The sequence below is a fragment of the Terrabacter sp. 2TAF16 genome (assembly GCF_052115065.1).
In the GTDB taxonomy this organism is placed as follows: Bacteria; Actinomycetota; Actinomycetes; order Actinomycetales; family Dermatophilaceae; genus Terrabacter.
Genome location: NZ_JBFRFZ010000014.1, coordinates 57,947 through 80,054, shown reverse-complemented (window position 1 = coordinate 80,054; position 22,108 = coordinate 57,947). Strand labels below are relative to the sequence as shown.

The 22,108-nt window shown below is 72.5% G+C and carries 18 protein-coding genes; 11 read left to right on the top strand and 7 right to left on the bottom strand.

All coding sequences use genetic code 11. From position 1 onward, the window contains the following. Positions 1-91: 91 nt before the first annotated feature. Positions 92-901: a hypothetical protein gene (locus AB4Z14_RS18765; protein ID WP_442276525.1), complete on the top strand. Its 810-nt coding sequence runs from the start codon at positions 92-94 to the stop codon at positions 899-901. Here the strand turns inward: AB4Z14_RS18765 and AB4Z14_RS18760 are convergent, their stop codons facing one another. After that, on the bottom strand, positions 902-4,096 hold the full coding sequence (locus AB4Z14_RS18760; RefSeq protein WP_442276524.1) for a response regulator: 3,195 nt from the start codon (positions 4,094-4,096) through the stop codon (positions 902-904). A 162-nt stretch (positions 4,097-4,258) separates the two neighbouring features. On the opposite strand from AB4Z14_RS18760, the gene AB4Z14_RS18755 reads away from it, so the two are divergent. From AB4Z14_RS18755 to AB4Z14_RS18745, 3 genes are all read left to right on the top strand, one after another. Beyond that, positions 4,259-5,008 carry a VIT1/CCC1 transporter family protein gene (locus tag AB4Z14_RS18755; protein ID WP_056772354.1) on the top strand — a complete coding sequence of 250 codons (750 nt, stop codon included), beginning with the start codon at positions 4,259-4,261 and terminating at the stop codon, positions 5,006-5,008. A 244-nt stretch (positions 5,009-5,252) separates the two neighbouring features. After that, on the top strand, positions 5,253-7,439 hold the full coding sequence (locus AB4Z14_RS18750; protein WP_442276523.1) for a DEAD/DEAH box helicase: 2,187 nt from the start codon (positions 5,253-5,255) through the stop codon (positions 7,437-7,439). Positions 7,440-7,567: 128 nt separating this feature from the next. Further along, positions 7,568-8,617, top strand: a complete 1,050-nt coding sequence (locus AB4Z14_RS18745) for a zinc-dependent alcohol dehydrogenase family protein (protein ID WP_442276522.1) — start codon at positions 7,568-7,570, stop codon at positions 8,615-8,617. A gap of 13 nt (positions 8,618-8,630) precedes the next feature. Here AB4Z14_RS18745 and AB4Z14_RS18740 read toward each other — a convergent pair whose 3' ends face one another. Both AB4Z14_RS18740 and AB4Z14_RS18735 read right to left on the bottom strand, forming a co-directional pair. Beyond that, entirely contained in the window at positions 8,631-9,131 is a 501-nt protein-coding gene (locus AB4Z14_RS18740; RefSeq protein WP_200958954.1) for a GNAT family N-acetyltransferase, read from the bottom strand. 10 nt (positions 9,132-9,141) lie between these two features. After that, complete coding sequence (locus AB4Z14_RS18735) at positions 9,142-11,184, bottom strand: NAD(+) synthase (RefSeq protein WP_442276521.1); 2,043 nt, start codon at positions 11,182-11,184, stop codon at positions 9,142-9,144. Positions 11,185-11,322: 138 nt separating this feature from the next. On the opposite strand from AB4Z14_RS18735, the gene AB4Z14_RS18730 reads away from it, so the two are divergent. The 3 genes from AB4Z14_RS18730 to AB4Z14_RS18720 all read left to right on the top strand — a co-directional run bounded on the left by AB4Z14_RS18730 (position 11,323) and on the right by AB4Z14_RS18720 (position 14,001). Beyond that, positions 11,323-11,751, top strand: a complete 429-nt coding sequence (locus tag AB4Z14_RS18730; protein WP_442276520.1) for a pyridoxamine 5'-phosphate oxidase family protein — start codon at positions 11,323-11,325, stop codon at positions 11,749-11,751. A 46-nt stretch (positions 11,752-11,797) separates the two neighbouring features. Further along, positions 11,798-12,514: a hypothetical protein gene (locus AB4Z14_RS18725; protein ID WP_442276519.1), complete on the top strand. Its 717-nt coding sequence runs from the start codon at positions 11,798-11,800 to the stop codon at positions 12,512-12,514. Between the two features lie 62 nt (positions 12,515-12,576). After that, positions 12,577-14,001 carry a PepSY-associated TM helix domain-containing protein gene (locus AB4Z14_RS18720; RefSeq protein WP_442276518.1) on the top strand — a complete coding sequence of 475 codons (1,425 nt, stop codon included), beginning with the start codon at positions 12,577-12,579 and terminating at the stop codon, positions 13,999-14,001. A 120-nt stretch (positions 14,002-14,121) separates the two neighbouring features. Here the strand turns inward: AB4Z14_RS18720 and AB4Z14_RS18715 are convergent, their stop codons facing one another. Then, complete coding sequence (locus tag AB4Z14_RS18715) at positions 14,122-15,315, bottom strand: glycine C-acetyltransferase (RefSeq protein WP_442276517.1); 1,194 nt, start codon at positions 15,313-15,315, stop codon at positions 14,122-14,124. A gap of 195 nt (positions 15,316-15,510) precedes the next feature. Between AB4Z14_RS18715 and AB4Z14_RS18710 the strand changes: the two genes are divergently transcribed. From AB4Z14_RS18710 to AB4Z14_RS18700, 3 genes are all read left to right on the top strand, one after another. After that, a complete protein-coding gene (locus AB4Z14_RS18710) occupies positions 15,511-15,948 on the top strand; it encodes an SCO4226 family nickel-binding protein (protein ID WP_442276516.1) in 438 nt (145 codons plus the stop codon). Between the two features lie 127 nt (positions 15,949-16,075). Then, positions 16,076-16,903: a caspase family protein gene (locus tag AB4Z14_RS18705; RefSeq protein WP_442276515.1), complete on the top strand. Its 828-nt coding sequence runs from the start codon at positions 16,076-16,078 to the stop codon at positions 16,901-16,903. A 3-nt stretch (positions 16,904-16,906) separates the two neighbouring features. After that, the gene (locus AB4Z14_RS18700) at positions 16,907-19,984 is read left to right on the top strand and encodes a CHAT domain-containing protein (RefSeq protein WP_442276514.1); all 3,078 of its coding nucleotides are present in this window, start codon (positions 16,907-16,909) and stop codon (positions 19,982-19,984) included. Here AB4Z14_RS18700 and AB4Z14_RS18695 read toward each other — a convergent pair. Next, a complete protein-coding gene (locus AB4Z14_RS18695) occupies positions 19,974-20,543 on the bottom strand; it encodes a dihydrofolate reductase family protein (RefSeq protein WP_442276513.1) in 570 nt (189 codons plus the stop codon). The two genes, AB4Z14_RS18700 and AB4Z14_RS18695, sit on opposite strands and share 11 nt — an antisense overlap. Positions 20,544-20,686: 143 nt before the next feature. Between AB4Z14_RS18695 and AB4Z14_RS18690 the strand changes: the two genes are divergently transcribed. Beyond that, positions 20,687-21,067, top strand: a complete 381-nt coding sequence (locus tag AB4Z14_RS18690; RefSeq protein ID WP_442276512.1) for a hypothetical protein — start codon at positions 20,687-20,689, stop codon at positions 21,065-21,067. Positions 21,068-21,085: 18 nt separating this feature from the next. On the opposite strand, the gene AB4Z14_RS18685 is transcribed toward AB4Z14_RS18690, so the two are convergent. Both AB4Z14_RS18685 and AB4Z14_RS18680 read right to left on the bottom strand, forming a co-directional pair. After that, the gene (locus tag AB4Z14_RS18685; RefSeq protein WP_442276511.1) at positions 21,086-21,463 is read right to left on the bottom strand and encodes a DUF2568 domain-containing protein; all 378 of its coding nucleotides are present in this window, start codon (positions 21,461-21,463) and stop codon (positions 21,086-21,088) included. Next, the gene (locus AB4Z14_RS18680; RefSeq protein ID WP_442276510.1) at positions 21,460-22,107 is read right to left on the bottom strand and encodes an alpha/beta fold hydrolase; all 648 of its coding nucleotides are present in this window, start codon (positions 22,105-22,107) and stop codon (positions 21,460-21,462) included. Before AB4Z14_RS18680 ends, AB4Z14_RS18685 begins: the two co-directional genes overlap by 4 nt. Position 22,108: the final 1 nt, after the last annotated feature.

The following is a 22,108-nucleotide window of genomic DNA, read 5'->3' as shown; positions in this document are numbered from 1 at the left end:
GCGAATCCTGTGGAGTGACTGTCCCGAAGTCCCAGCGGCTCGATGGCTGCGCCACAGCACCCGCACAGGCAGCCGCCCGACCGTTGGCCCCATGAGCAACGAGTCCACGCCACAGGTCCCGGCGTCGCAGCCGACGCCCGCGCTGCCGCAGTTCGACCCGAACGCGCCTGTCGCCCACCACACCGACGACACCCAGCAGCTCCCGTCGGCGACGACGACCGAGATGCCGGTGACCCCGCCGGCCACGCCGTACGCGTATGCCGTGTCGCCGGGGGCCGCGACCCCCCTCGTCGGTCCCGACGTGCCGCTCTCACCCACCGGCCTGCCCGTCCGCGAGAGGGCGGTCCGCGAGAGGGCGGTCCGCGAGAAGGCGGTCCGCGAGAAGGCGGTCCCCGAGAACCCCGCCGGCGTCGCGGGGACCGGTGACGGGCCTCGCTGGAACGCGAAGAAGACCGCGGTGACCGCCGGGCTCGCGCTCGTGCTGACGTCTGCGGGCGCCATCGGTGCCGCGGCCGCCATGCCGGCCGGGTCGACGGGCGGGGACACGGGCTTCCGCGGTCCGGGCGGCGGCCGCGGGCTCCACTTCCCCGGGGGCCAGCAGGGCCTGCAAGGCCTACAGGGTCAGCAGGGTCAGCAGGGCCTGACGAACCAGAACCCCAACCAGCAGGGCACGACCCCGCAGCAGCTGCCCAACCTGCAGAACGGCGTGCCGGGCGGCGGACTGAGCGGCATCGACCCGAACCAGCTGGGCCAGCTCGACCCACAGGACCTGCTCCAGCAGCTCGGTCAGGGCATCGACCCGTTCTCCGACCAGGACCCCAGCCAGGACCCGAGCCAGGACCCGGGCCAGGACCCGGGCCAGGACGACTCGAGCTCGTCGGGAAGCACCACGACGACCTGATCAGCGGCGCAGCGCTGCCGCGTACTCCTCGAGCGCCCTCGCCGCCCGGTCGACCTCGTCCTCGACCCGGGCGACGAGGGCTTCGTCGGCCAGGCGTCCCGCGGCCCCGAGGTCCTCGACCTGGTGGCACAGGTCGGCGAGGGCCGTGGCCCCGAGGTTGGAGGCGGTCCCCTTGAGCCCGTGCGCGATCCGGCCCTGCATCTCGGCGTCGCCCTCGGCGCGCGCGTCGACGAGATCGGACAACCGCTGACGCGCACCCGAGCCGAAGCGGTCGATGAAGCGCAGCAGCAGCGAGGGGTCTCCGGGGTCGAGGTCGCGCAGCTCGTCGAGGCGCCTCAGGTCGAGCACCTCCGAGCCGGCCGCCGCCGCAGCAGCCGCCACGGAATGCGGGCGCGGCGCGGGTCCCGAACCGGTCCAGCGCTGCAGGGTCGAGGCGAGCAGCGCGACGTCGATGGGCTTGGTCAGGAAGTCGTCCATGCCCGCCTGCAGGCACCGCTCCCGCTCGCCGGCGATGGCCGAGGCGGTCATCGCGATGACCGGGAGGCGATGGCCCGGCTCCTCCTGGGCCCGGATCGCCCGGGTCGCCTCGTAGCCGTCCATCTGGGGCATCTGGCAGTCCATGAGGACCGCGACGACGTCGTCACCCCGGGCGGCATGGGCCGCGACGCCTTCGACACCGTTGCCGGCGAGCACGACGGCGTAGCCGAGGCTCTCGAGAACGCCCTGCGCCACGAGCTGGTTGACCTCGTTGTCCTCGACGACGAGGACCGTGCCGAGGTGCCCGTCGGGACCCGGCGGCGCGACGACGGACCTGGCCGTCAGGGGCTCGGGCACGAGGTGGCGACCAGCGACGTCGGCCATCGCGTCGAAGAGCGCGGACGGCATGACGGGCGCCGTGAGCGTCGCGTCGACGCCAGCCTCATGGAGCGTCGCCACGTCGGGAGGCGGGACGTGCGCGCACACGAGGAGGACGCGTACGCCCGCGAAGCGTTCGTCGGAACGGATCATCCGCGCCACCTGCAGCCCGCCTGAGCCCGAGCCCGGGTCGTCGAGCACGACGACGTCGAGCGGGCTGCCACCGCGGTCGGCCCGGTCGAGCTGGACGAGACCGTCGACGCCGGAGCCGGCCGACGTGACCGACATCGACCATGCGGAGAGCTGCTCCTCGACGCGGACGCGGTGCGGCACGTTCGAGCCGACGACGAGCGCCCGGAGCCCCGACACGGCCGCGGCCTGCGACTCGGAGCGGCCGAGGCAGCGGGCCGAGGCCAGCCCGAACGCCGCGGTGAACCAGAAGGTGCTGCCCTCCCCCGGCTCGCTCTCGACGCCGATCTCGCCGCCGAACGCCGTGACGATCTGCCGGCTGATGGCCAGGCCGAGCCCGGTGCCGCCGTATTCGCGGGTCGTCGACGAGTCGCCCTGGGAGAAGGACTCGAAGAGTCGGGACCGCACCTCGGGTGCGATGCCCGCCCCGGTGTCGGTGACCTCGACCCGCAGCACGGGTCCGGTGTCGGTCACGTGGTCGAGCGCGAGGTGGATGACGACGCTCCCCGAGTCGGTGAACTTCACGGCGTTGGTCGTGAGGTTGGCGACGACCTGCCCGAAGCGCACGGGGTCGCCCGAGACCATGAACGGCACGTCCGGACCGTGGGTCACCGAGAGGTCGAGCGACTTGGCCCGGGCCCGTTCGGCGAGCAGGGCGACGCCGCGCTCGAGAACGGCGGCCGGGTCGAAGTCGACCGACTCGAGCTCGAGCCGTCCGGCCTCGATCTTGGACAGGTCGAGGATGTCGTTGACGAGCTCGAGCAGCACGTGGCCCGCCTGGTCGATGCCGTCGGAGAGCCGTCGCTGGTGCGGGGTCAGCTCGGTGCGTCCGAGCAGCTCGCTCAGGCCGATGACGCCGTTGAGCGGGGTGCGGATCTCGTGGCTCATCGTCGCGAGGAACTCCGACTTGGCCCGGGAGGCCTCCATGGCGGCGTCACGCGCCTGGGCGAGCCGCTCGGCCGTCCACTCCCGGTCGGCCACCCGGGCGAAGAGGGCGGTGATCTGGGAGATCGTCACGGCGTCCGACTCGACGGGCGGCGCTGCGCTGCGCATGTCGAGCACGACGACGCAGGCCACGCGGTCCTCGTTGACGACGGGCACAGCGACGATCGTCGACCCCTCCGGTGACGGCTGCGCCACCACCGACAGGCTGGCCGCAGCACGCGACGCGAAGGCGAGGCCGAGCTCGACCGGCAGGGTGCTCGACTCGATGCCCTCACCCGCCAGGACGGGGACCCCGAGGGTGCCATCGGCGTCGGCGACCGCGGCGAGCACGGGACGCCAGGTCGTGTGCCGGGCCACCTCGGCCAGGACGGCCGGGAGCGCCTCATCGAGCGTCGCTGCCTCGTTGGCCGCGGTCGCCATCGCGGTGACGAGGCCGAGGGCCTGCTCGGCGTCCTTCTTCTCCGTGATGTCCTGGGTCGTGCCGCCCATCCGGATCGCACGACCCTCGGGATCGCGCGTGACGAGCCCTCGACCGCGGATCCAGGCGATGTCGCCGGACGTGCGGACGACGCGGGCGTCGAACTCGAACGAGTCCGTGGCGACGAGCGCTGCGCCGACGACCTCGGACACGTGGGCCCGGTCGTCGGCGTGGATGCGGGCGAGGAAGCCCTCGTAGGTGGGGGTCAGGTCGGTGCGGTCCAGCCCGTAGATCCGGTAGAGCTCGTCGGACCACGACACGCGGTCGGCCGTGACGTCCCACTCCCAGCTGCCGATCTTGGCGATCGACTGCGCCTCGGCGAGCTGGTCGAGCAGCTTGCGCTGCGCGCTGTGCTCGCTGACCCGGTGCATCCAGCCCCGCCGCGCGCCCGAGTCGTCGACGAGCGGCGTGTGCGACACGAGCGCCCAGAAGCGGTTGCCATGGGCGTCGAGGAGGCTGCACTCGATGTTGTCGCCGGGCTCGCCCCGGGCCGCGAGCTCGGCGAGGTGGTGGCGGAACTGCTCCTTGCCGATGTCGTCGACGGCGTCGAAGACGGAGAAGCCGACCATGTCGTCGGGGTCGCGACCGAGCAGCTCGGCCATCCGGGCGTTCGCGAAGAGGGTGCGCCCCTCCCCGTCGAAGACCCACAACCCGTCGGGCGAGGCGGCCACCATCCAGCGGAAGAGGTCGTCCCCCGCCGACTCGCGACCGCCCGCAATGCCCGACATGTCCCGATCCTCGCGCATGTGGGGCCGCGGCGCCCGGATGGCGCGCTCTTTTCGGCCCGGGAGGCCGGGCGAGCCGCAGGTGAGCCTCACCTTCGGTGACAGCGTCCCCGGCGGGTGCCACGATCGACGGGCACCGCCCCACCGTCGATCGGAGCACCACCCATGTCCGACGTGCGAGCGTCCGACGAGCCCACGCCCCTCGACAACGGCCACGACCGCGAGGAGCCGCACGACGCCAACGTCGGCGCGCGCCTCAACTGGCTCCGGGCCGGCGTCCTCGGCGCCAACGACGGCATCGTGTCGACCGCCGGCGTCGTCGTCGGCGTCGCGGGTGCGACCGCCGACAAGGCCGCGATCATCCTCGCGGGCATCGCCGCCCTGTCCGCCGGTGCCATGTCGATGGCTGCCGGCGAGTACGTCTCGGTCAGCACCCAGCGTGACTCGGAGCGGGCGCTCCTGACGCTCGAACGCAAGGAGCTGCACGAGGACCCCGAGGGCGAGCTCGAGGAGCTGACCCAGCTCTACGAGGCCAAGGGGATGCGACGCGAGCTGGCAGCCGAGGTCGCGCGCGAGCTCACGGCCCACGACGCGCTGACCGCGCATGCCGAGGCCGAGCTCGGCATCGACCCGACCGACCTGACCAACCCGTGGCACGCCGCCGGCGCCTCGATGCTCGCCTTCGTCGTCGGCGCCATCCTGCCGATGCTCACCATCACCTTCAGCCCGGCCTCGATCCGGATCCACGTCACGGTCGTCAGCGTCGCTGCGGCCCTCGCCCTCACCGGCGCGGTCAGCGCCCGCCTCGGACGCAGCCCGGCCACCCGGGCGGTCCTGCGCAACGTCGCCGGCGGCCTGCTCGCCATGGGCGTGACGTATGCCATCGGCGCGGTCGTCGGGGTCAACATCGGCTGAGCGCGCGGCCACTTCACGGCCCGCACGCGGCATACGACCCGATCAGCGCCCAGGGGGCTGTAGAGTCGAGGTGTCCCAAGCGCCCGTCCGTGGCGCAACCGCCGGTCCGGCGCTCGGGGCACAGGGCGCGCGAGCCGCGTCCACCGGGACTCGAGCCGAGTCCGCCGCCGACACCGACCCAGTCAGGCACGGTGTCGTCCGGGGGCCCAGCCCGCTCGACGTCCTCCGCGTCATCAGGAGGAACATGGCAACGCGCGTCCGCCGCCGACCGACCGACGGCCAGGGCCCCAAGCAGGGGCAGAACGGCCAGAACCAGGGTCAGCGGAAGGCCACCCAGCGCAAGGACGACCCTGCGCCGCTCATCCCCGTGCTCGCGCGGCGGGTCCGCGAGGTCGAGTCCCGCGTCTCGAGCAAGGGCAAGGCCAGCCCGACGAACCGGACCAAGTTCCTCGTCGTGGCCACGCTCATGCGGTCCGAGCGCGCCCGGGTCCGCGAGGACGTGTCGATCCCGTCGGCCACGCGAGCCGACCTGCTCAAGCGCCTCGACGGCATCGCGACGATCCTCGCGCAGATCGCGGCCCGTGACACGAGCCTGCTGACGCTGCTCGACGCGAACGCCAAGCCCGGCCCCGCGGCCCAGCAGATGCGGCGCGACTGGCTCCTCGAGTCGGGCGCCGAGCTCGCCGAGGAGGACCTCGTCATCCAGGCGCCTGAGCCCCCGCGGCCGGTCGTCCCGCCGCAGATCGCGGCCCGCCAGGTGATGCCGCAGTCGGTGCCGTCGCGGGCGCTCGCCAACCCGTTCCTGACGCCCGACGTCGGTCGCGCCCAGAGCGACTACCTTCCCAACCGGCTCGCCGGGTGGGACCTGCTCAGCCCCCTGTACCGCGCCTTCGAGCAGGGCGCCGGCGGAGAGGCAGCGTCGATGGACCTGCCGCCGACGCCGCAGATCGACCGCTTCTCCCCACCCGGGTCGCAGCTCATGGTCCACCAGTCCCGCTTCCTCCAGAGCGTCCAGGAGGGCCACCGCACCTTCCTGCTCGCCGACGAGCCCGGTCTCGGCAAGACGGCCCAGTCGGTCATGGCCGCCTCGATCGCCGGCGCCTACCCGATGCTCGCCGTCGTGCCGAACGTCGTGAAGATCAACTGGGCCCGTGAGGTCGAGCGGTGGACGCCGCAGCGCCGGGTCACCGTCATCCACGGCGACGGCAACGACGTCGACGCCTTCGCCGACGTCTTCGTCGTCAACTACGAGATCCTCGACCGGCACTTCGGGTGGCTCTCGAGCTTCGGCTTCCGCTCGATGGTCGTCGACGAGGCCCACTTCATCAAGAACCTCCAGTCGCAGCGGTCCCAGCAGGTCCTGGCGCTCGGCGACCGGCTGCGGTCGACGACGCCCGGCGGCGACCCGCTCCTCATGGCCCTCACCGGCACGCCGCTCATCAACGACGTCAAGGACTTCGACGCGATCTGGCGCTTCCTCGGCTGGATCAAGGACGGCAAGCCGACCGCCGAGATCACGCGGCGCCTCGACGACACCGGGCACACGCCCGCCGACCGCGCCTTCTACCCGGAGGCCCGTCGCGCGGTCATCGACATGGGCATCGTGCGCCGCCGCAAGGTCGACGTCGCCAAGGACCTGCCCGACAAGCGGATCGCCGACATCACCGTCGAGCTCGACGACGACCTCGGTCGGTCGATCCGCGAGGCCGAGCGCGCCCTGGGGCGCCGTCTGGCCCAGCGCTACCAGTCCCTCCTGGCCGCCGGGGACGGTCGCGAGGAGGACGGCGAGCCCGACACCGCCCTCATGCGTCGGGTCGCCGCCGCGGAGCTGCGTGCCGCGTCGGCCGAGAAGGGCACCGACAACGTCTTCTCGCTCGTGCGCCGCATCGGCCAGGCCAAGTCGACGCTCGCCGCCGACTACGCCGTGCAGCTGTCGCACTCGGTGGGCAAGGTCGTCTTCTTCGCCAAGCACATCGACGTCATGGACGCTGCCGAGCGCGTCCTCGCCTCGGCCGGCCTGCGCACCGTGTCGGTGCGCGGCGAGCAGACCTCGAAGCAGCGCCAGGAGGCGATCGACGCCTTCCAGAAGGACCCCGAGGTCGCCGTCGCGGTCTGCTCACTCACCGCCGCCGGCGTCGGGCTCAACCTGCACGCCGCCTCCAACGTCGTGCTCGCCGAGCTGTCGTGGACCGCGGCCGAGCAGCAGCAGGCGATCGACCGGGTGCACCGCATCGGCCAGGACGAGCCCGTCACGGCCTGGCGCATCCTCGCCTCCGGCACCATCGACTCCAAGATCGCCGAGCTCATCGACGCCAAGCAGGGGCTCGCCGCGCGCGCCCTCGACGGCAGCGACGAGGACATCACGTCGGGCGACACGCTCCAGCTCGACGCCCTCGTCGAGCTGCTGCGCCAGGCCCTCGTCGAGCCCTGACGCCCAGGCTGACTCGGGACCCTGGTCCCGTCCCTGCAGGCCCGGGGCGGGACGTATGGCCCTACCTCCTCGCCGGTCCCCGCGATGGACTGGACCCGCGCCGCTGACCTGCGGCTCGAGGAGGAGACATGAGCACCATGCACGCGATCGTCTACCACGGCCCCGGCCGGAAGACCTGGGACGAGGTCCCGAAGCCGACGGTCCAGGCCGACACCGACGCCGTCGTCAGGGTCGACAGCGTGACGATCTGCGGCACCGACCTGCACATCCTCAAGGGTGACGTCGCGGCCGTCACCGACGGTCGGATCCTCGGCCACGAGGCGGTCGGCACCGTCGAGAAGGTAGGCCCGGGCGTCAAGAACGTCAAGCCCGGCGACCGCGTGCTCGTCTCCTGCATCACCGCCTGCGGCGCGTGCCGCTACTGCCGTGAGAGCAGCTACGGCCAGTGCATCGGCGGCGGGGGCTGGATCCTCGGCCACATGATCGACGGCACACAGGCGGAGTACGTCCGCGTCCCCTTCGCGGACACGTCGACGTACGCCGTCCCCGAAGGAGTGACTGACGAGGAAGTACTCATGCTCGCCGACATCGGGCCCACGGGCTACGAGGTCGGTGTGCTGAACGGCCGGGTCCGTCCCGGTGACGTCGTAGCGGTGGTGGGCGCCGGCCCGGTCGGGCTCTCCGCCATCATGGGTGCCAAGCTCTTCAGTCCGGCGCACGTCGTGGCCATCGACCTGGCCGATGCCCGACTCGAGGCGGCCAAGCAGTTCGGGGCCGACATCACGGTGAACCCCTCCCGCGAGGACGCCGTCGCGATCGTCCGGGACCTGACGCAGGGTCTCGGCGCCGACGTCGCCATCGAGGCGGTGGGGGTGGCATCGACGTTCGAGCAGTGCGCGGCTCTGGTGCGCCCCGGTGGCACCGTCGCCAACGTGGGCGTCCACGGCGGCCCGGCCACCCTGCACCTGGAGGACCTCTGGATCAAGAACGTCACCATCACGACGGGTCTCGTCGACACCTACTCGACGCCGACCCTGCTCCGGCTCCTGGCCACCCACCACATCGACCTGGCGCAGTTCGTGACGCACCGTTTCCCGATGGCCGACTTCCTCGACGCCTACGACACGTTCGCCCGCGCGGCGGACACCGGAGCCCTCAAGGTGGTGCTGACGCGCTGAGGGGCGCGGGACCTCAGAGGTCGACGTGCATGATCCGCAGGCCCACGCGCTCCCCGGTCGGGAGCTCGTGGGCCCGCGGCACGGTGCCGACGACCGTGAAGCCGAGACTCTCGTAGAGCCGCACCGCACCCGTGTTGGTGGCGACGACGGCGTTGAACTGCATGGCGGCATAGCCGGACTCGCGGGCCCAGTCGAGGGAGTCGACGACGAGCGCCCGCCCGGCGCCGAGACCTCGGGCCTCGGCCGACACCATGTAGCTCGCTGTCGCGACGTGCGACCCGGGGCCGGGACGGTTGCGCCCCATCTTCGCCGTGCCGAGGACGCGATCGCCGTCGACCGCGACGGTGACACGTCCCCCGGGACCGTTCTCGAGCCAGATGCCGCGCGCCTCCGTCTCGGTGAGGTCGGTCGGGAAGGGGAAGGTGTCGCCCGCGCGGACGACCTGCTCGATGACGGGCCACACGAGCGGCCAGTCGGCCTCGTCGAAATCCCGGACAGTGATGGTGGAAGCCACTCGGATCGCCTTACTTCTCAGGGACATTCGCGTCCAGCTCACTCAACCACGCCACCGACGTCGCGTCGGACGGCATACGCCAGTCTCCACGCGGCGACAGCGATCCGCCCGCCACGACCTTGGGCCCGTTGGGCAGCGCGGAGCGCTTGAACTGGTTGGCGAAGTAGCGCTTGACGAAGACCTCGAGCCAGTGCCGGATCGTCGCGAGGTCGTATGCCGTCCGGTCGGCCTCGGGGTAGCCCGCGGGCCACTCCCCCGCCTCGCTGTCCCGCCACGCGTTCCACGCGAGGTAGGCGATCTTGGAGGGGCGGTAGCCGCGGCGCAGCACGTGGAAGAGCGTGAAGTCCTGCAGGGCGTAGGGCCCGATCATCGCCTCCGTGCGCTGCGGCTTCTCGCCCTCCTTGGCCGGCACGAGCTCGGGCGTGATCTCGGTGTCGAGGATCGAGGTCAGCGTGCCGGCGACCTCCTCGTCGAACTGGCTCGACGACACGACCCAGCGGATGAGGTGCTGCATCAGGGTCTTGGGCACGCCGGTGTTGACGCCGTAGTGGCTCATCTGGTCGCCGACGCCGTAGGTGCACCAGCCGAGGGCGAGCTCGGACAGGTCACCGGTGCCGAGGACGATGCCGCCGCGCTGGTTGGCGATGCGGAAGAGGTAGTCGGTGCGCAGGCCGGCCTGGACGTTCTCGAAGGTGACGTCGTAGAGCTCCTCGCCCCGGCCGAACGGGTGGCCCATCGCCTCGAGCATCTGGGTCGCCGCCGGTCGGATGTCGAGCTCCTCCCACGTGACCTCGAGCGACTCCATGAGCGCGATGGCGTTGCTCTTCGTGTGGTCGCTCGTCGCGAAGCCGGGCATCGTGAAGGCGAGGATGTCACTGCGGGGCCGGTCGAGCCGGTCCATGGCCTTGGCCGCGACGATGAGCGCGTGGGTCGAGTCGAGGCCGCCGCTCACGCCGATGACGACCTTGGGCTGCCCGATGGCGCGCAGGCGCTGCTCGAGACCGGAGACCTGGATGTTGTAGGCCTCGTAGCAGTCGAGCGCGAGGCGGTCCTCGTCGTCGGGCACGAAGGGGAAGCGGTCGACCTTGCGGAGCAGGCCGAGGTCGCCGGCCGGCGGGTCGAGCTCGAGCTCGACGGTGCGGAAGCCGTCGGTGCGCGCGGCGTGGGTGCGGCGGTTGTCGTCGAAGGTGCCCTGCCGCTGGCGCTCCTGGCGCAGCAGGTCGAGGTCGATGTCGGCGACGGAGGCGCGGGCACCCTCGGGGAAACGCTCGCTCTCGGCGAGGAGGGCGCCGTTCTCGTAGACCATCGTCATGCCGTCCCACGACAGGTCGGTCGAGCTCTCGCCCTCGCCGGCCGCGGCGTAGAGGTAGGCGGCGAGGCAGCGGGCAGACGCGCTGCGGGCGAGCAGGTGACGGTCCTCGGCGCGCGAGACGGTGATCGGCGAGCCGGAGAGGTTGGTGAGGATCGTCGCGCCGGCGAGCGCCGCCTCGTGGCTCGGCGGGACGGGGACCCACATGTCCTCGCAGACCTCGACGTGCAGGACGAAGCCCGGCACGTCGGCGGCCCGGAAGAGCAGGTCGGGGCCGAACGGCACCCGGTCGCCCGCGACGTCGATCGTCTGGCCGCGCTGGTCGTCGCCGGGCGCGAAGTGCCGCCGCTCGTAGAACTCGCGGTAGTTCGGCAGGTAGGACTTCGGTGCGACACCGAGGATGCGACCGCCGTGGATGACGACGCCGCAGTTGTAGACGCGCGAGCCCTTCTCCAGCGGCGCGCCGACGATGACGACGGGGCGGAGGTCAGCGGTGGCCTCGGCGATGCGGGCCAGGGCGTCGTCGACGGCATCGAGGAGCGGGTCCTGCAGGAGCAGGTCGTCGATGGCGTAGCCCGACAGGCACAGCTCCGGGAAGAGCACGAGGCCGACGCCCTCGTCGTCGAGCTCGCGCAGCTGCGTGATGACGGCGTCGGCGTTGCGCTCGGGGTCGACCGCCACGATCGGCAGGGTGCACGCGGCGACGCGGGCGAAGCCCTGGGCCCAGGAGCTGTAGAAGTCCATGGGCACAGTCAATCGCACGCCCGTGCGGGCAGTGCGTGTGACGCGGGACTCGCCGCGAGCGCGGGCGTGTCCGGGACCATCTTTACTACCATCAGTAGTAGTCGGACACTCGCCCGACGAGCAACCGAGGAGGTCACCATGTCGGACCAGAACCCGGTCCACGTCCTTCACCCGGAGGAGTCCTGGGGCTTCCTCCGCGCCCACGAGTTCGGCCGCCTGGCCTTCCACCTCGTCGGTGAGGTGCACCTGACGCCGATCAACTACGCCCTCGACGGCGAGCGCATCGTCTTCATGACGGCCGAGGGCAGCAAGCTCTTCGGCGTGACGGCCAACCCAGACGTCGCCTTCGAGGTCGACGAGATCGTCGGAGAGCGCGCCACGAGCGTCATCTGCCGGGGCCGGGCGCGCACGCTCGAGGGACAGGCCGCCTACGTCGTCGAGCGCCTCCCCGTGCGACCGTGGATCGACACCCCGAAGTCCGTCGTCGTCGCGATCGAGGTCGACGAGATCTCCGGACGCCGCTTCGACCTCACGAGGCCGTGGCTGCGGGACCTGCCCACGGGCTGACCGCCTGACCGCCGGGCCGGCACGCGCCCTCGTCTACCCTAGGCGCGTGCCCACGTCCGCCCGGAGCCCGCGCGCGCAGGCCCTGCGGGCGCTCGTGCTGGCGCTCGTCGCCTCCGGCGGAGCCACGGTCGCGCACGCGGTCGGTGGCGGCCACCTCGTCTCGGGCTCCGGCGTGCTCGTGGCGACGGCTCTCCTGACCGGCGCCACCCTGCCGTTCGTGCGCTCGGGCCTGACGGACGTCCGGTCCGCGGTCCTGCTCGCCGCCCTCCAGGTGGCTGCGCACGTCGTGCACGGGCTCGCGGCGATGGCCGCGGGCTCCCCCGTCCACGGGACCGGCACCGGCCCCTCCCACGCGGCACACGGCATACGCCCCCTCGGTCGCATCGACACGGGCGTCGGCACGGGCGCCGGCACGGCTGACCCCGGTGGCGTGGTCGCGACGAGCGCGCTCACCGACCTGCTCCCGACCCCGACGATGCTGCTCGCGCACGTCGCCGCTGCGGTCACGATCGGCGTCCTGCTGACCCGCAGCGAGGAGTCGTGGCGGGTCGCCTGCGCACTCCTGGCCACGGTCGGCGTCGCGCTGACCCGTGCAGTGCTGTCACTCGCCCACGGCGCCGTTGCCCTGATCCACGCTGTCGCGGCCACGTGCGCGGGACTCCGCGACCCGCGACCCCGGCCGTCGGACGGGCGCGTCCCGGCCGACGTGTGGCGCGCCCGCACCCCGGTGCGTCGCGGCCCGCCCGCCTGCCTCCTCACCTGACACCACCTCGCAGCGCCGGCCACCGCCCGGCCGCTGCCCTACCGTCATGCCCGAGGAGCACCATGTCCGTCATCGATCCCGCACGTCCGAAACCCCTCGCCCGCAAGGGTGCCCGCCCGACCACCGGCCTGTTCCGCGCTTTTTGGCGGTGGCACTTTTACGCCTCCGTCGTCGTCGTCCCGGTCCTGCTCGTCCTCGCCGTCACCGGCCTCGTCTACCTCTTCCGCTTCCAGATCGAGCCGCTCGTCCACCCAGACCTCATGCGCGTCGACCACGCGGCGGGTCAGCTGACGCAGCCGTGGCAGACCCAGCTCGAGGCCGTCCGGGAGGCGTCTCCGGGGGCCACCGTCGTCTCGTTCACGGAGCCGACCGGCGCCGACGCCAGCGCCCGCTTCACCGTCGAGACGGCCGAGGGCCTGACTCGCGACGTCTTCGTCGACCCCTACACGGTGCGGGTGCTCGGCTCGCTCGACCCCGACTCGACGATCAGCGGCACCGCCGTGCGCCTGCACGCCGACCTCATGGCCGGCGGGGTCGGTGACACCGTCATCGAGCTCGGCGCGTGCTGGGCGATCGTCATGGCCGTCACCGGCTACTACCTCTTCGTCCGCGGTCGGCGGTCGCGGCGTCGGCAGCGTGAGGGCGATGCACCCGGCGCCCGGCTGCGGACGACCCACGCCCGCACCGGAGCGTTCGTCGGCGCCGGGCTGCTGCTCCTCGTCGTCTCGGGCCTGCCGTGGACCGGCATCTGGGGCGAGCAGGTGCAGCAGCTGGCCACCGACCGCGGCACGTCGATGTGGGCCGAGGACCCGGGCGCCCTGTCCAACCCGACCTCGACCTTGGACGAGTCGCTACCGCACAGTCACCACGCCGTCCCATGGGCACAGGGCAAGAGCCTTGTGCCGCAGTCGGATCCGGTCCCGGCCGGAGACGAGGTCAGCGTCGCGAACCTCGACACCGCAGTGGAGGTGGGTGACCGTTCGGGGCTGGCGCACCCGGTGACGGTCGCGCTGCCGTCGGACGACCGCGGCGTCTACTCGGTCATCGGCTACGCCTTCGAGGACCCCGGGGCCGAGCGGACCGTGCACGTCGACCGCTTCGGCGGCCAGGTCGTGAGCACGTACGGCTACGACGACTACCCGGCGCTCGCGAAGGTCGTCAGCCAGGGCATCGCCGTCCACGAGGGGCGCCGCTTCGGCGCGCTGAACTTCTGGCTCACCGCGCTCTTCTGCGTGGCCGTCGTCGTGTCGTGCGTGACCGGGCCGGTCATGTGGTGGCGCCGCCGTCCGCGCGGCTCGCGCGCCGTCGGCGCACCCCGAGGGCGTATGCCGCTCGCCTCCTCGCCGCTGCTCGCCGGGCTCGTCGTGGGGCTGGCGGTCCTGCTGCCGGTCTTCGGCGCGTCACTCGTCGTCGTGCTGCTGGTCGACCGTGTCGTCATCCGGCGAGTGCCGCGCCTACGCCAGGCGTTCAACACCGCCGACCGGTAGCGGTCACGACAGGTGCACGCTCACCCCAGAGGTGCCCGGTCCCCGCAGGAGTGCGCGGTGCAGCGCGCACTCCTCGCGGGAACCCGCACCTCTGGCACGAGCGCACACCCGCCCGAGCGCTCAGCCGACGGCGTCGCGGGCCGCGACGAAGGCGTCGACGCACGCGCGCACGTCGGCCTCCGAGTGCGCGGCCGAGAGCTGCACACGGATGCGGGCCTTGCCCCGCGGGACGACCGGGAAGCTGAAGGCGATGACGTAGACGCCGTTGCCGAGCATGTGGTCGGCGATCTGCGCGGCCTGACGGGCGCCGTCCTCGCCGGGGAACATGACGGGACGGATCGGGTGCGTGCCCGGGAGCAGCTCGAAGCCGGCCTCTGTCATGAGCGAGTGGAAGAGCGCCGTGTTGGCCTTGAGCGTCTCGCGCTTCTCGGCCGAGCTCTCGACGAGCTCGAGGGCGGCCATGGAGCCCGCGACGACGGACGGCGCCACGGAGTTGCTGAAGAGGTAGGGGCGCGAACGCTGGCGGAGCAGGTCGACGATCTCCTGGCGCGAGCTCACGTAGCCGCCGGACGCACCGCCGAGCGCCTTGCCGAGGGTGCCCGTGATGATGTCGACACGGTCCATGACACCGAAGAGCTCGGGCGTGCCCCGACCGCCGTCACCGACGAAGCCGACGGCGTGGGAGTCGTCGACGAAGACGAGCGCACCGAACTCGTCGGCCAGGTCGCAGATCTCGTCGAGCGGGGCATACGACCCGTCCATCGAGAAGACGCCGTCCGTGACGACGACGGTCCGCCTCGCGTCGGCGTCCCGGGCTGCCTCGAGCTGGGCCCGCAGGTCGGTCATGTCGGCGTTCTTGTAGCGGTAGCGCATCGCCTTGGACAGCCGCACGCCGTCGATGATCGAGGCGTGGTTGAGCTCGTCGCTGATGATCGCGTCCTCGGCGCCGAAGAGCACCTCGAAGACGCCGCCGTTCGCGTCGAAGCACGAGGAGTAGAGGATCGTCGCCTCCGTGCCGAGGAACTCGCTGATCTGGTGCTCGAGCGAGGTGTGCAGCGTCTGGGTGCCGCAGATGAAGCGCACCGAGGCCATGCCGAAGCCCCACTCGTCGAGGGCCTTCTTCGACGCCTCGACGACGCCCGGGTCGTTCGCGAGACCGAGGTAGTTGTTGGCGCAGAAGTTGAGCGCCTCCGCCTTGAGGGTCGTCACGTGCGCCGACTGCGGCGACGTCAGCTCCCGCTCGCTCTTGTAGAGGCCGGCGTCCTTGATCTCCTGCAGCGTCGCGGCGATCTCGTCCTTGACTGAGCCGTACATCGGTGTCCTTCGCGGGTCGGTGGGGCGTGTGGCGCCACCCAGCGTATGCCCGGCCGTGTTCGCGGAACCGCTGACGTCCTGCGCGGCAGCGGAGGACGTCAGAAGGACGCCCGCGTCCGCGGGCCGGAGGAAGGAGTGAGGTCATGACGACACGACAGGGAAGCCTGGGCTCTCAGGGACGGTGACCGCGCGGCCGTGTCCATCGACACGGACGAGATGCCCTACAAGGTGCTGCAGATCTGCGGGCGGGTGCGCACCGACACGGTCGAGGGGAGGCCGCGAGCGACTGACGGACTCACGCCGAAGTCCCTGCCGACGGGCGCGACCCGGCGTAGCGTGGAGCCACCGTTCATCGGGGGATCGACGACCCAGCGAGGCGATCACATGCCAGAGTTCATGGACGTTCACACCAACATGCCGGGTGTGACATCGGAAGCACTGATGGAGGCCCACCAGGCCGACCTCGACATCCAGGACGACGAGGGCGTCGTGTTCAAGCACGCCTGGGCCGACCCCACGAGCGGCCATGTGTTCTGCCTGTCCGAGGGACCGAGCGCCGACGCCGTGAGGCGCATCCACGAGCGCACCGGTCACCCGGCGGACGAGATCCACGAGATCACGGTCACCGCCTGAGCCTGCAGACCCCGTCGACCGACCCAACCGTTCCTCCTGAACCGGCTGTATCAGCAGCCCCTCAGGAGAACACTGGTTCGCAGGGGCCGTCGCGCCCACTGCGCGGCCCGGGTCGAAGGAGTCCACCATGTCCAAGCGCGCGCTGCTCATCGGGGTCAACGAGTACGCGATCCCGGGGGCGAACCTCCGGGGCTGCGTCAACGACGTCCACGCCGTCGCCGGCGCGCTGACCGACCTCTACGGCTTCGCCGAGTCCGACATCACGATGCTCCTCGACGGCGCCGCGACCAAGGGCGCGATGACGCAGAGCATCGCCGACCTCGTCGACACGGCCCGGTCCGGTGACGTCCTCTACCTCCACTACTCGGGCCACGGCTCGAACGTCCCCGACACCAGCGGGGACGAGACGACCGACCACCGCGACGAGATCCTCTGCCCGCACGACCTCGACTGGAACGACCCACTCACCGACGACTGGCTCCGCACGACGTTCGACCGGCTCGACCCCGGCGCGTCGCTCACCGTCGTCATGGACTGCTGCCACTCCGGCAGCAACACCCGCGAGCCGGTGCTCCTCGGCGGCCCAGCGCCGGAGGTCGTGTCACGCTTCCTGCCCAACCCCGACGACGAGGCCCGCGGTGGCGGCTTCACGGGGACGCCACGACGCGTCCGCCGCCGTCGCCGCGCCGAGGACGTGCACGTCGTCGACATCGCCGAGACCCTCGTCAGCGGCTGCCGCGACGACCAGACCTCCGCCGACGCGCACATCGACGGCGACTACAACGGCGCCCTGACCTACTACCTTGTCCGGGCCATGCGCGAGGACCCGCAGTCGACCTACCGGGCCCTCCACACCCGCACGCTCGCCGGCCTGCGCGGCAACTACGACCAGGTGCCGCAGCTCGAGGGGCGCGCCCCGCGCCTCGACCAGACCTTCCTGTCGGGGGTGGGCTGAGCCGTGTCGACCCTCGTGGGCGCCACGCCCCCCGCAGACCACGAGCCGTATGCCGTCCCGACCGACGCGCACGCGCCTGTCCTCCCCGAGCAGCCGCTGCCCGACCCGCCGAGCGCCGAGGCCACGGCGCCGGCACCCCAGCACGTGGTCACCCCGCCACCCGAGCCGAAGCCGGCCGCCGACGCCGGCCCCGCCCCGGCCCCCGCTCCAGCCCCCGACGCCGACCCCGACGCCGACCCGTCGCGGCCGCTGACCCGGGTCCGCATCTCGCACGGCGACCTGCGCTTCGCCCGCCACCACGTCCTCGTCGGGCACTACCCGGGCAGCACCCTCGTCGGCGGCGAGGGCGCCCTCGACGAGCTGCTCGACGGCCGGCTCTCGCGGGCCGCCCTGCTCGGCATCTACCCCGGGCCGATCGAGACGTGCCAGGTGTTCACCGACCCCGACGAGTGGACCCGCCCGCCGGGTGCGGTCGTGGCCGGGCTCGGCCCCATCGGCGGCCTGAGCGCCGCGTCGCTGGCGCGCGCGACCGCCCACGCGGTGCTGACGTCGGCCCTCGGCCACCTCACGGCCGGGGCCTCGGCGACGAGCACCGAGGTGCGACAGCTGAGGCTCTCCAGCCTGCTCATCGGCACCGGTCAGGGCGGCCTCCCGGTCCGCGACAGCGTGCAGGCCCTGCTGACCGGGGTGCAGCGAGCCAACGACCGGCTCGCCGACACCGACCTGGGGGTGCACATCGCCGAGCTCGAGATCATCGAGCTGTGGCAGGACCGCGCCCTCCAGGCGGTCGAGGCCCTCGGGTCGTCGCTGACGAGCGGCGAGCTCGCCGACTCCTTCACGGCCGGCCTGCGCCTCGAGGAGCGCCCGGGCCGCCAGCGTCGGCTGCTCTTCCAGGAGCCGACCGGCTGGTGGCAGCAGGTGCGGGTGCGCAGCGAGCCCGACGGCGGTCTGTCGTTCGAGGCGTCGATGCGACGGGCGGGCACGCCGACGCGCACCGTCCCGACGCAGCGGGCCCTCGTCGACCGGCTCGTCGAGTCGCTCGTCGACTCCCCGTCACCCGACCCGTCGGCGGCCCGGACGCTCTTCGAGCTGCTCTTCCCCAACGACCTCAAGGCGCAGGCGCCCGACACCGACAACCTCGTGCTGCTCGTCGACCGCGGCTCGGCGCACTACCCGTGGGAGCTGCTCGACGACCACGGCACCGAGGAGGACCGCGAGCCGCTCGGCGTCCGGCGCGGGCTCGTCCGCCAGCTCGAGGGCTCCTCGATGCGAAGCCACGTGCTCTCGGCCACGAGCAGCCGAGCCCTGGTCGTCGGCGACACCGCGAGCGGTCTGAGCGCCCTCCCCGCCGCCCAGAGAGAGGCCCGTGGGGTCGCAGATGCCTTGCGACAGAGCGGTTTCGAGGCCGAGCCGCTCATCGCCGAGAGCGGCACGAAGGTCATCCAGGCCCTCTTCGCGACGTCCTACCGCGTCGTCCACCTCGCCGGTCACGGTGTCTTCGAGTGGCCGCTCGGCGACGGGACGGACGCCACGGTCACCGGCATGGTGCTCGGCAACGGGATGTACCTCACGGCAGGTGAGGTCGGCCAGATGCGGCAGGTGCCCGAGCTCGTCGTCGTCAACTGCTGCCACCTCGGGTCGATGGGACCGAGCACTCCCGTCGGCCCGGCAGTCCCGGGTGCTCCGGGCATGCCGACCGAGCGCGCCGGCAACTACCACCGGCTCGCCGCGAGCTTCGCGACCGAGCTCATCGACATCGGCGTGCGGGCCGTCGTCGCCTGCGGCTGGGCCGTCGACGACGCCGCGGCCTCGACCTTCGCGGCGACGCTCTACGACCGGCTGCTCTCCGGGCTGACGTTCGGCGAGGCGATCGCCGCGGCCCGCTGGCAGACGTGGAACGACCACCCGGCCGTCAACACGTGGGGCGCCTACCAGTGCTACGGCGACCCGGACTACCGCTTGGCCCCCGACGCGGTCGTGCATCGCGCGACGACGGTGCGGCGGGCGCCCGCGAGCGCCGAGCAGGCCAGGGTCGAGATCGAGAACCTCGGACAGTCCGTCGACGTCAGCCGCAACACCCGCTTCGGGCTCGACCGGCTGAGCGAGCTCTACGAGGCCCTCTCGCCCGAGGACCGCGAGGACGACGCGCTCCAGGTGCTCATCGCCCGGACGTACAACAAGTTCGGCGACTTCGGGCACGCGAGGCAGTACTTCGAGCAGACCCTCGAGCGGGGCGGGACGGCCCTGACGGTGCGCGACTTCGAGGTCTGGATCGACCAGGTCGTCCGGGCGGCGGCGGCGAGCGACGACCCCGTCGACGACGCGGTCGCCACGATCGAGTCGGCCATCGACCGGCTGCGCACGCTCCTCGACAACCCCGCGTCCCTCGTGCTCGGGTCGCACGCACCCGAACGGGTCGCCTTCCTCCCGGGCCAGGCCCCCGGGGCGTCGGGTGGCGTCGGCATCGACCGGCTGTGGCGGGTCGCGAGCGCCTACAAGCGGCTCGCCCTCGTCACGTGTCCCGAGCGCCCCGGCTCGACCCGCAGCGGCGACTGGACACGCACGCACGACGCGCTGGCCCAGATGTCCGACTGGTACGCCGCGGCCCGGACCGCCTCGGGAGCCACCGACCGGCGTCGCCACGGCGCGCTCGCCAACTGGCTCGCCGCCGAGCTGGCCCTGCGCTGGCGACCGGTCGAGGGGCGCACCGGGCTCGACCGGTCCGAGGCGCGCCGGCTCATCGACGAGTCGATCGGCGCCGCCCGCGAGGAGGCCTACCTCGCCCCCACCTTCTGGACGGTCGCGGTCTACGGCGACCTGCTCGTCCTCGACGCGCTGTGGAGCCCCCGGGCCACCGACGCCGAGGCCGAACACGCCCTCGACCTCTACCGGCGTGCGAGCGATCTCGGCAGCGAGGAGCAGCTGCGCCAGGTGCGCGACCAGGTCGACTTCCTCATCGTCATGGCCGGCACGGAGGCGCAGCGCCGCGCCGAGTTCCTCCAGACCCTGCGCGATGGTCTCGTGGCCCTCGACGCACCCCCGCCGGAAACGGACGACACGGACGGCACGGTCACCGCGTGACGGCATACCTCGCGTACGTCGTGCCGCCGGCGAAGCGGCGGTGCTCGAGCAGCTCGAGGTCGAGGCGTATGCCGTCCGGGATGGTTCGCGTGCCGCCACCCACGACGACGGGCACCGTCAGCAGGCGCAGCTCGTCGACGATGCCGGCGCGCAGGGCCTCGGCCGCGAGGGTGGGACCGCCGATGCTGACGTCGCGGTCGGCCGAGGCCACGAGCGTCGCGACGGCGGCGGGGTCGAAGTCGCGCTCGAGCCGCGTCCGCGGGCCCGACACGGCCTCGAGGGTGCGCGAGTAGACGACCTTCTCGGCCGCCTGCCAGATGCGGGCGTAGTCGTGCTCGACGGCGTCGTCCGGATCGTCGGAGTCCTCGGTGGGCGCCGTCTGCCAGTAGACCATCACGTCGTGGAGGCGGCGTCCGGTGAGATAGGTGCCGACGTCGCGCTCGAGGTCGTTGACGAACGAGTGCACCTCCCGGTCGGGGGCGGCCCACTGGAAGCCGCCGGCGGCGTCGTTGACGTAGCCGTCGAGCGAGGCGATGGTCGTGTAGATGAGGCGGGCCATGTGTCGACTCTGTCACTCACGCACGCTCAGGGCACCTCGTTCGGGTGGGTCCTGCGCCGGCCCGAGGTCTAGCATGACCGGGGTTTGCGCCCGGCCACCCCGGGCCGATCCCCCTCCATCCCCCACCCTCAGGGAACGCTCTCGTGCTCCGACGCCTCACCCTCGCCTGCGCCACGGCCGCCCTCGCCCTCCCCCTCGCGGCCTGCGGTGGCAGCTCGCCCGCCTCGTCCCCCGAGGCCGCCGCGCACCCCGACTGGGCCGCCGTCGCCGAGCTCGTCTGTCCGTCGAGCGGCGACATGCAGGGGTCGCTGGCCGAGCACAAGATCACGTGCACGGGAGCGCAGGGCAAGCCGGTCGAGGCGGCCTTCTACGACCAGGCCGTCGAGCTCGACCGGCGGGTCAGCACGTTCGAGTGCACGAACGGCGTGAAGTCCGTGGCCGGCAAGAACTGGATGGTCCCCGCGGTCACCGACGAGAAGGTCGTGGCCAAGCTGCTCGACGCCGGCGGCATCAACCTCTGCTGAGCCCGTCCACCCCGCAGCTCAGGACGACGAAGGAGCCGCGTCCCGGCGCGCGAAGGGACCGAACCACGTCAGCACCGTGTTGACGACGACCACCACGGCGACGACGACGGCCCACGCGAGCGGCAGGACCGCGAAGGCTGCGACCGCAGCGCCTCCGAGCACGACCACCTTGGTCAGGACGCCGAGCACGGGCACCTGCACGACCGCCCGGGGCGCCGCGAAGAGTCCCCAGAGGGTGACGGCTGCCGCGGGGACGAGGACCCCGCCGAGCACGTGGGCGGCGGTGGTGTTCCCGAGCGTGGCTCCCCAGACCGCGAGCAGGACGACGGCCAGCACCTCGACGCCGAAGGCGATGACGTCATTCGCGTTGACGCCCGCGACGGAGCGCGCGGTCACGGGTCCGGCTCGTCGAGGAAGGCGTGCGTGAGGTCCGCGAGCTCGCGCGCCGACTCGGTGTTGACGAGCGCCCCGGCCCCGTCGACGACCTGCAGACATGCGGTCGGCAGGTGCTGCGAGAGCTCCTGCGCCGCGACGATCCCGGCCTTGTCCCTCGACCCGGCGACGAGGAGCACCGGCGCCGCAACGGCACGCAGCGACTCCGTGCCGTCGAAGCCCTTGAGCGCGTCGAGGACCGCGAGCATCCGCGGGCGCGAGACCCCTGCGTCGACGAGCCTGCTCTCCGGCACGAGACGCATCGCGAGGCGCTGCATCCGCAGGGCTCCCCGGCCCGGGCGCACGAGCGCGCCGCCGAGGACGAGACGCCCGACGAGTTCCGGCCGCTCGACGGCGAGGCGCAGCGCGACGCTCGCACCCACCGAGACCCCGACGAAGTCGGCCTGCTTGACGCCCTGGAGCTCGAGCTCGTCCGCGACGCCCGACGCCGCGTCGCCGAGGTCGAAGCCGACGGGGTCCTTGGGCTTGAGCCCCTTCATCCAGGGGGCCGTCATCGGGCGGCCGGCGCCGTAGGCCGACACGAAGTCCTGCCACGCGATCGGCGACTGGCCGAGACCGTGCAGCAGGACGAGCGGGCGAGGAGCCACG

Bases quoted from the DNA above. Each gene is read 5' to 3' on its own strand.
- AB4Z14_RS18705 (WP_442276515.1), top strand. From the start codon at position 16,076: ATGTCCAAGCGCGCGCTGCTCATCGGGGTCAACGAGTACGCGATCCCG.
- AB4Z14_RS18750 (WP_442276523.1), top strand. From the start codon at position 5,253: ATGGCAACGCGCGTCCGCCGCCGACCGACCGACGGCCAGGGCCCCAAG.
- AB4Z14_RS18720 (WP_442276518.1), top strand. From the start codon at position 12,577: ATGTCCGTCATCGATCCCGCACGTCCGAAACCCCTCGCCCGCAAGGGT.
- AB4Z14_RS18715 (WP_442276517.1), bottom strand. From the start codon at position 15,315: ATGTACGGCTCAGTCAAGGACGAGATCGCCGCGACGCTGCAGGAGATC.
- AB4Z14_RS18745 (WP_442276522.1), top strand. From the start codon at position 7,568: ATGAGCACCATGCACGCGATCGTCTACCACGGCCCCGGCCGGAAGACC.
- AB4Z14_RS18695 (WP_442276513.1), bottom strand. From the start codon at position 20,543: ATGGCCCGCCTCATCTACACGACCATCGCCTCGCTCGACGGCTACGTC.
- AB4Z14_RS18760 (WP_442276524.1), bottom strand. From the start codon at position 4,096: ATGTCGGGCATTGCGGGCGGTCGCGAGTCGGCGGGGGACGACCTCTTC.
- AB4Z14_RS18755 (WP_056772354.1), top strand. From the start codon at position 4,259: ATGTCCGACGTGCGAGCGTCCGACGAGCCCACGCCCCTCGACAACGGC.
- AB4Z14_RS18730 (WP_442276520.1), top strand. From the start codon at position 11,323: ATGTCGGACCAGAACCCGGTCCACGTCCTTCACCCGGAGGAGTCCTGG.
- AB4Z14_RS18765 (WP_442276525.1), top strand. From the start codon at position 92: ATGAGCAACGAGTCCACGCCACAGGTCCCGGCGTCGCAGCCGACGCCC.
- AB4Z14_RS18735 (WP_442276521.1), bottom strand. From the start codon at position 11,184: ATGGACTTCTACAGCTCCTGGGCCCAGGGCTTCGCCCGCGTCGCCGCG.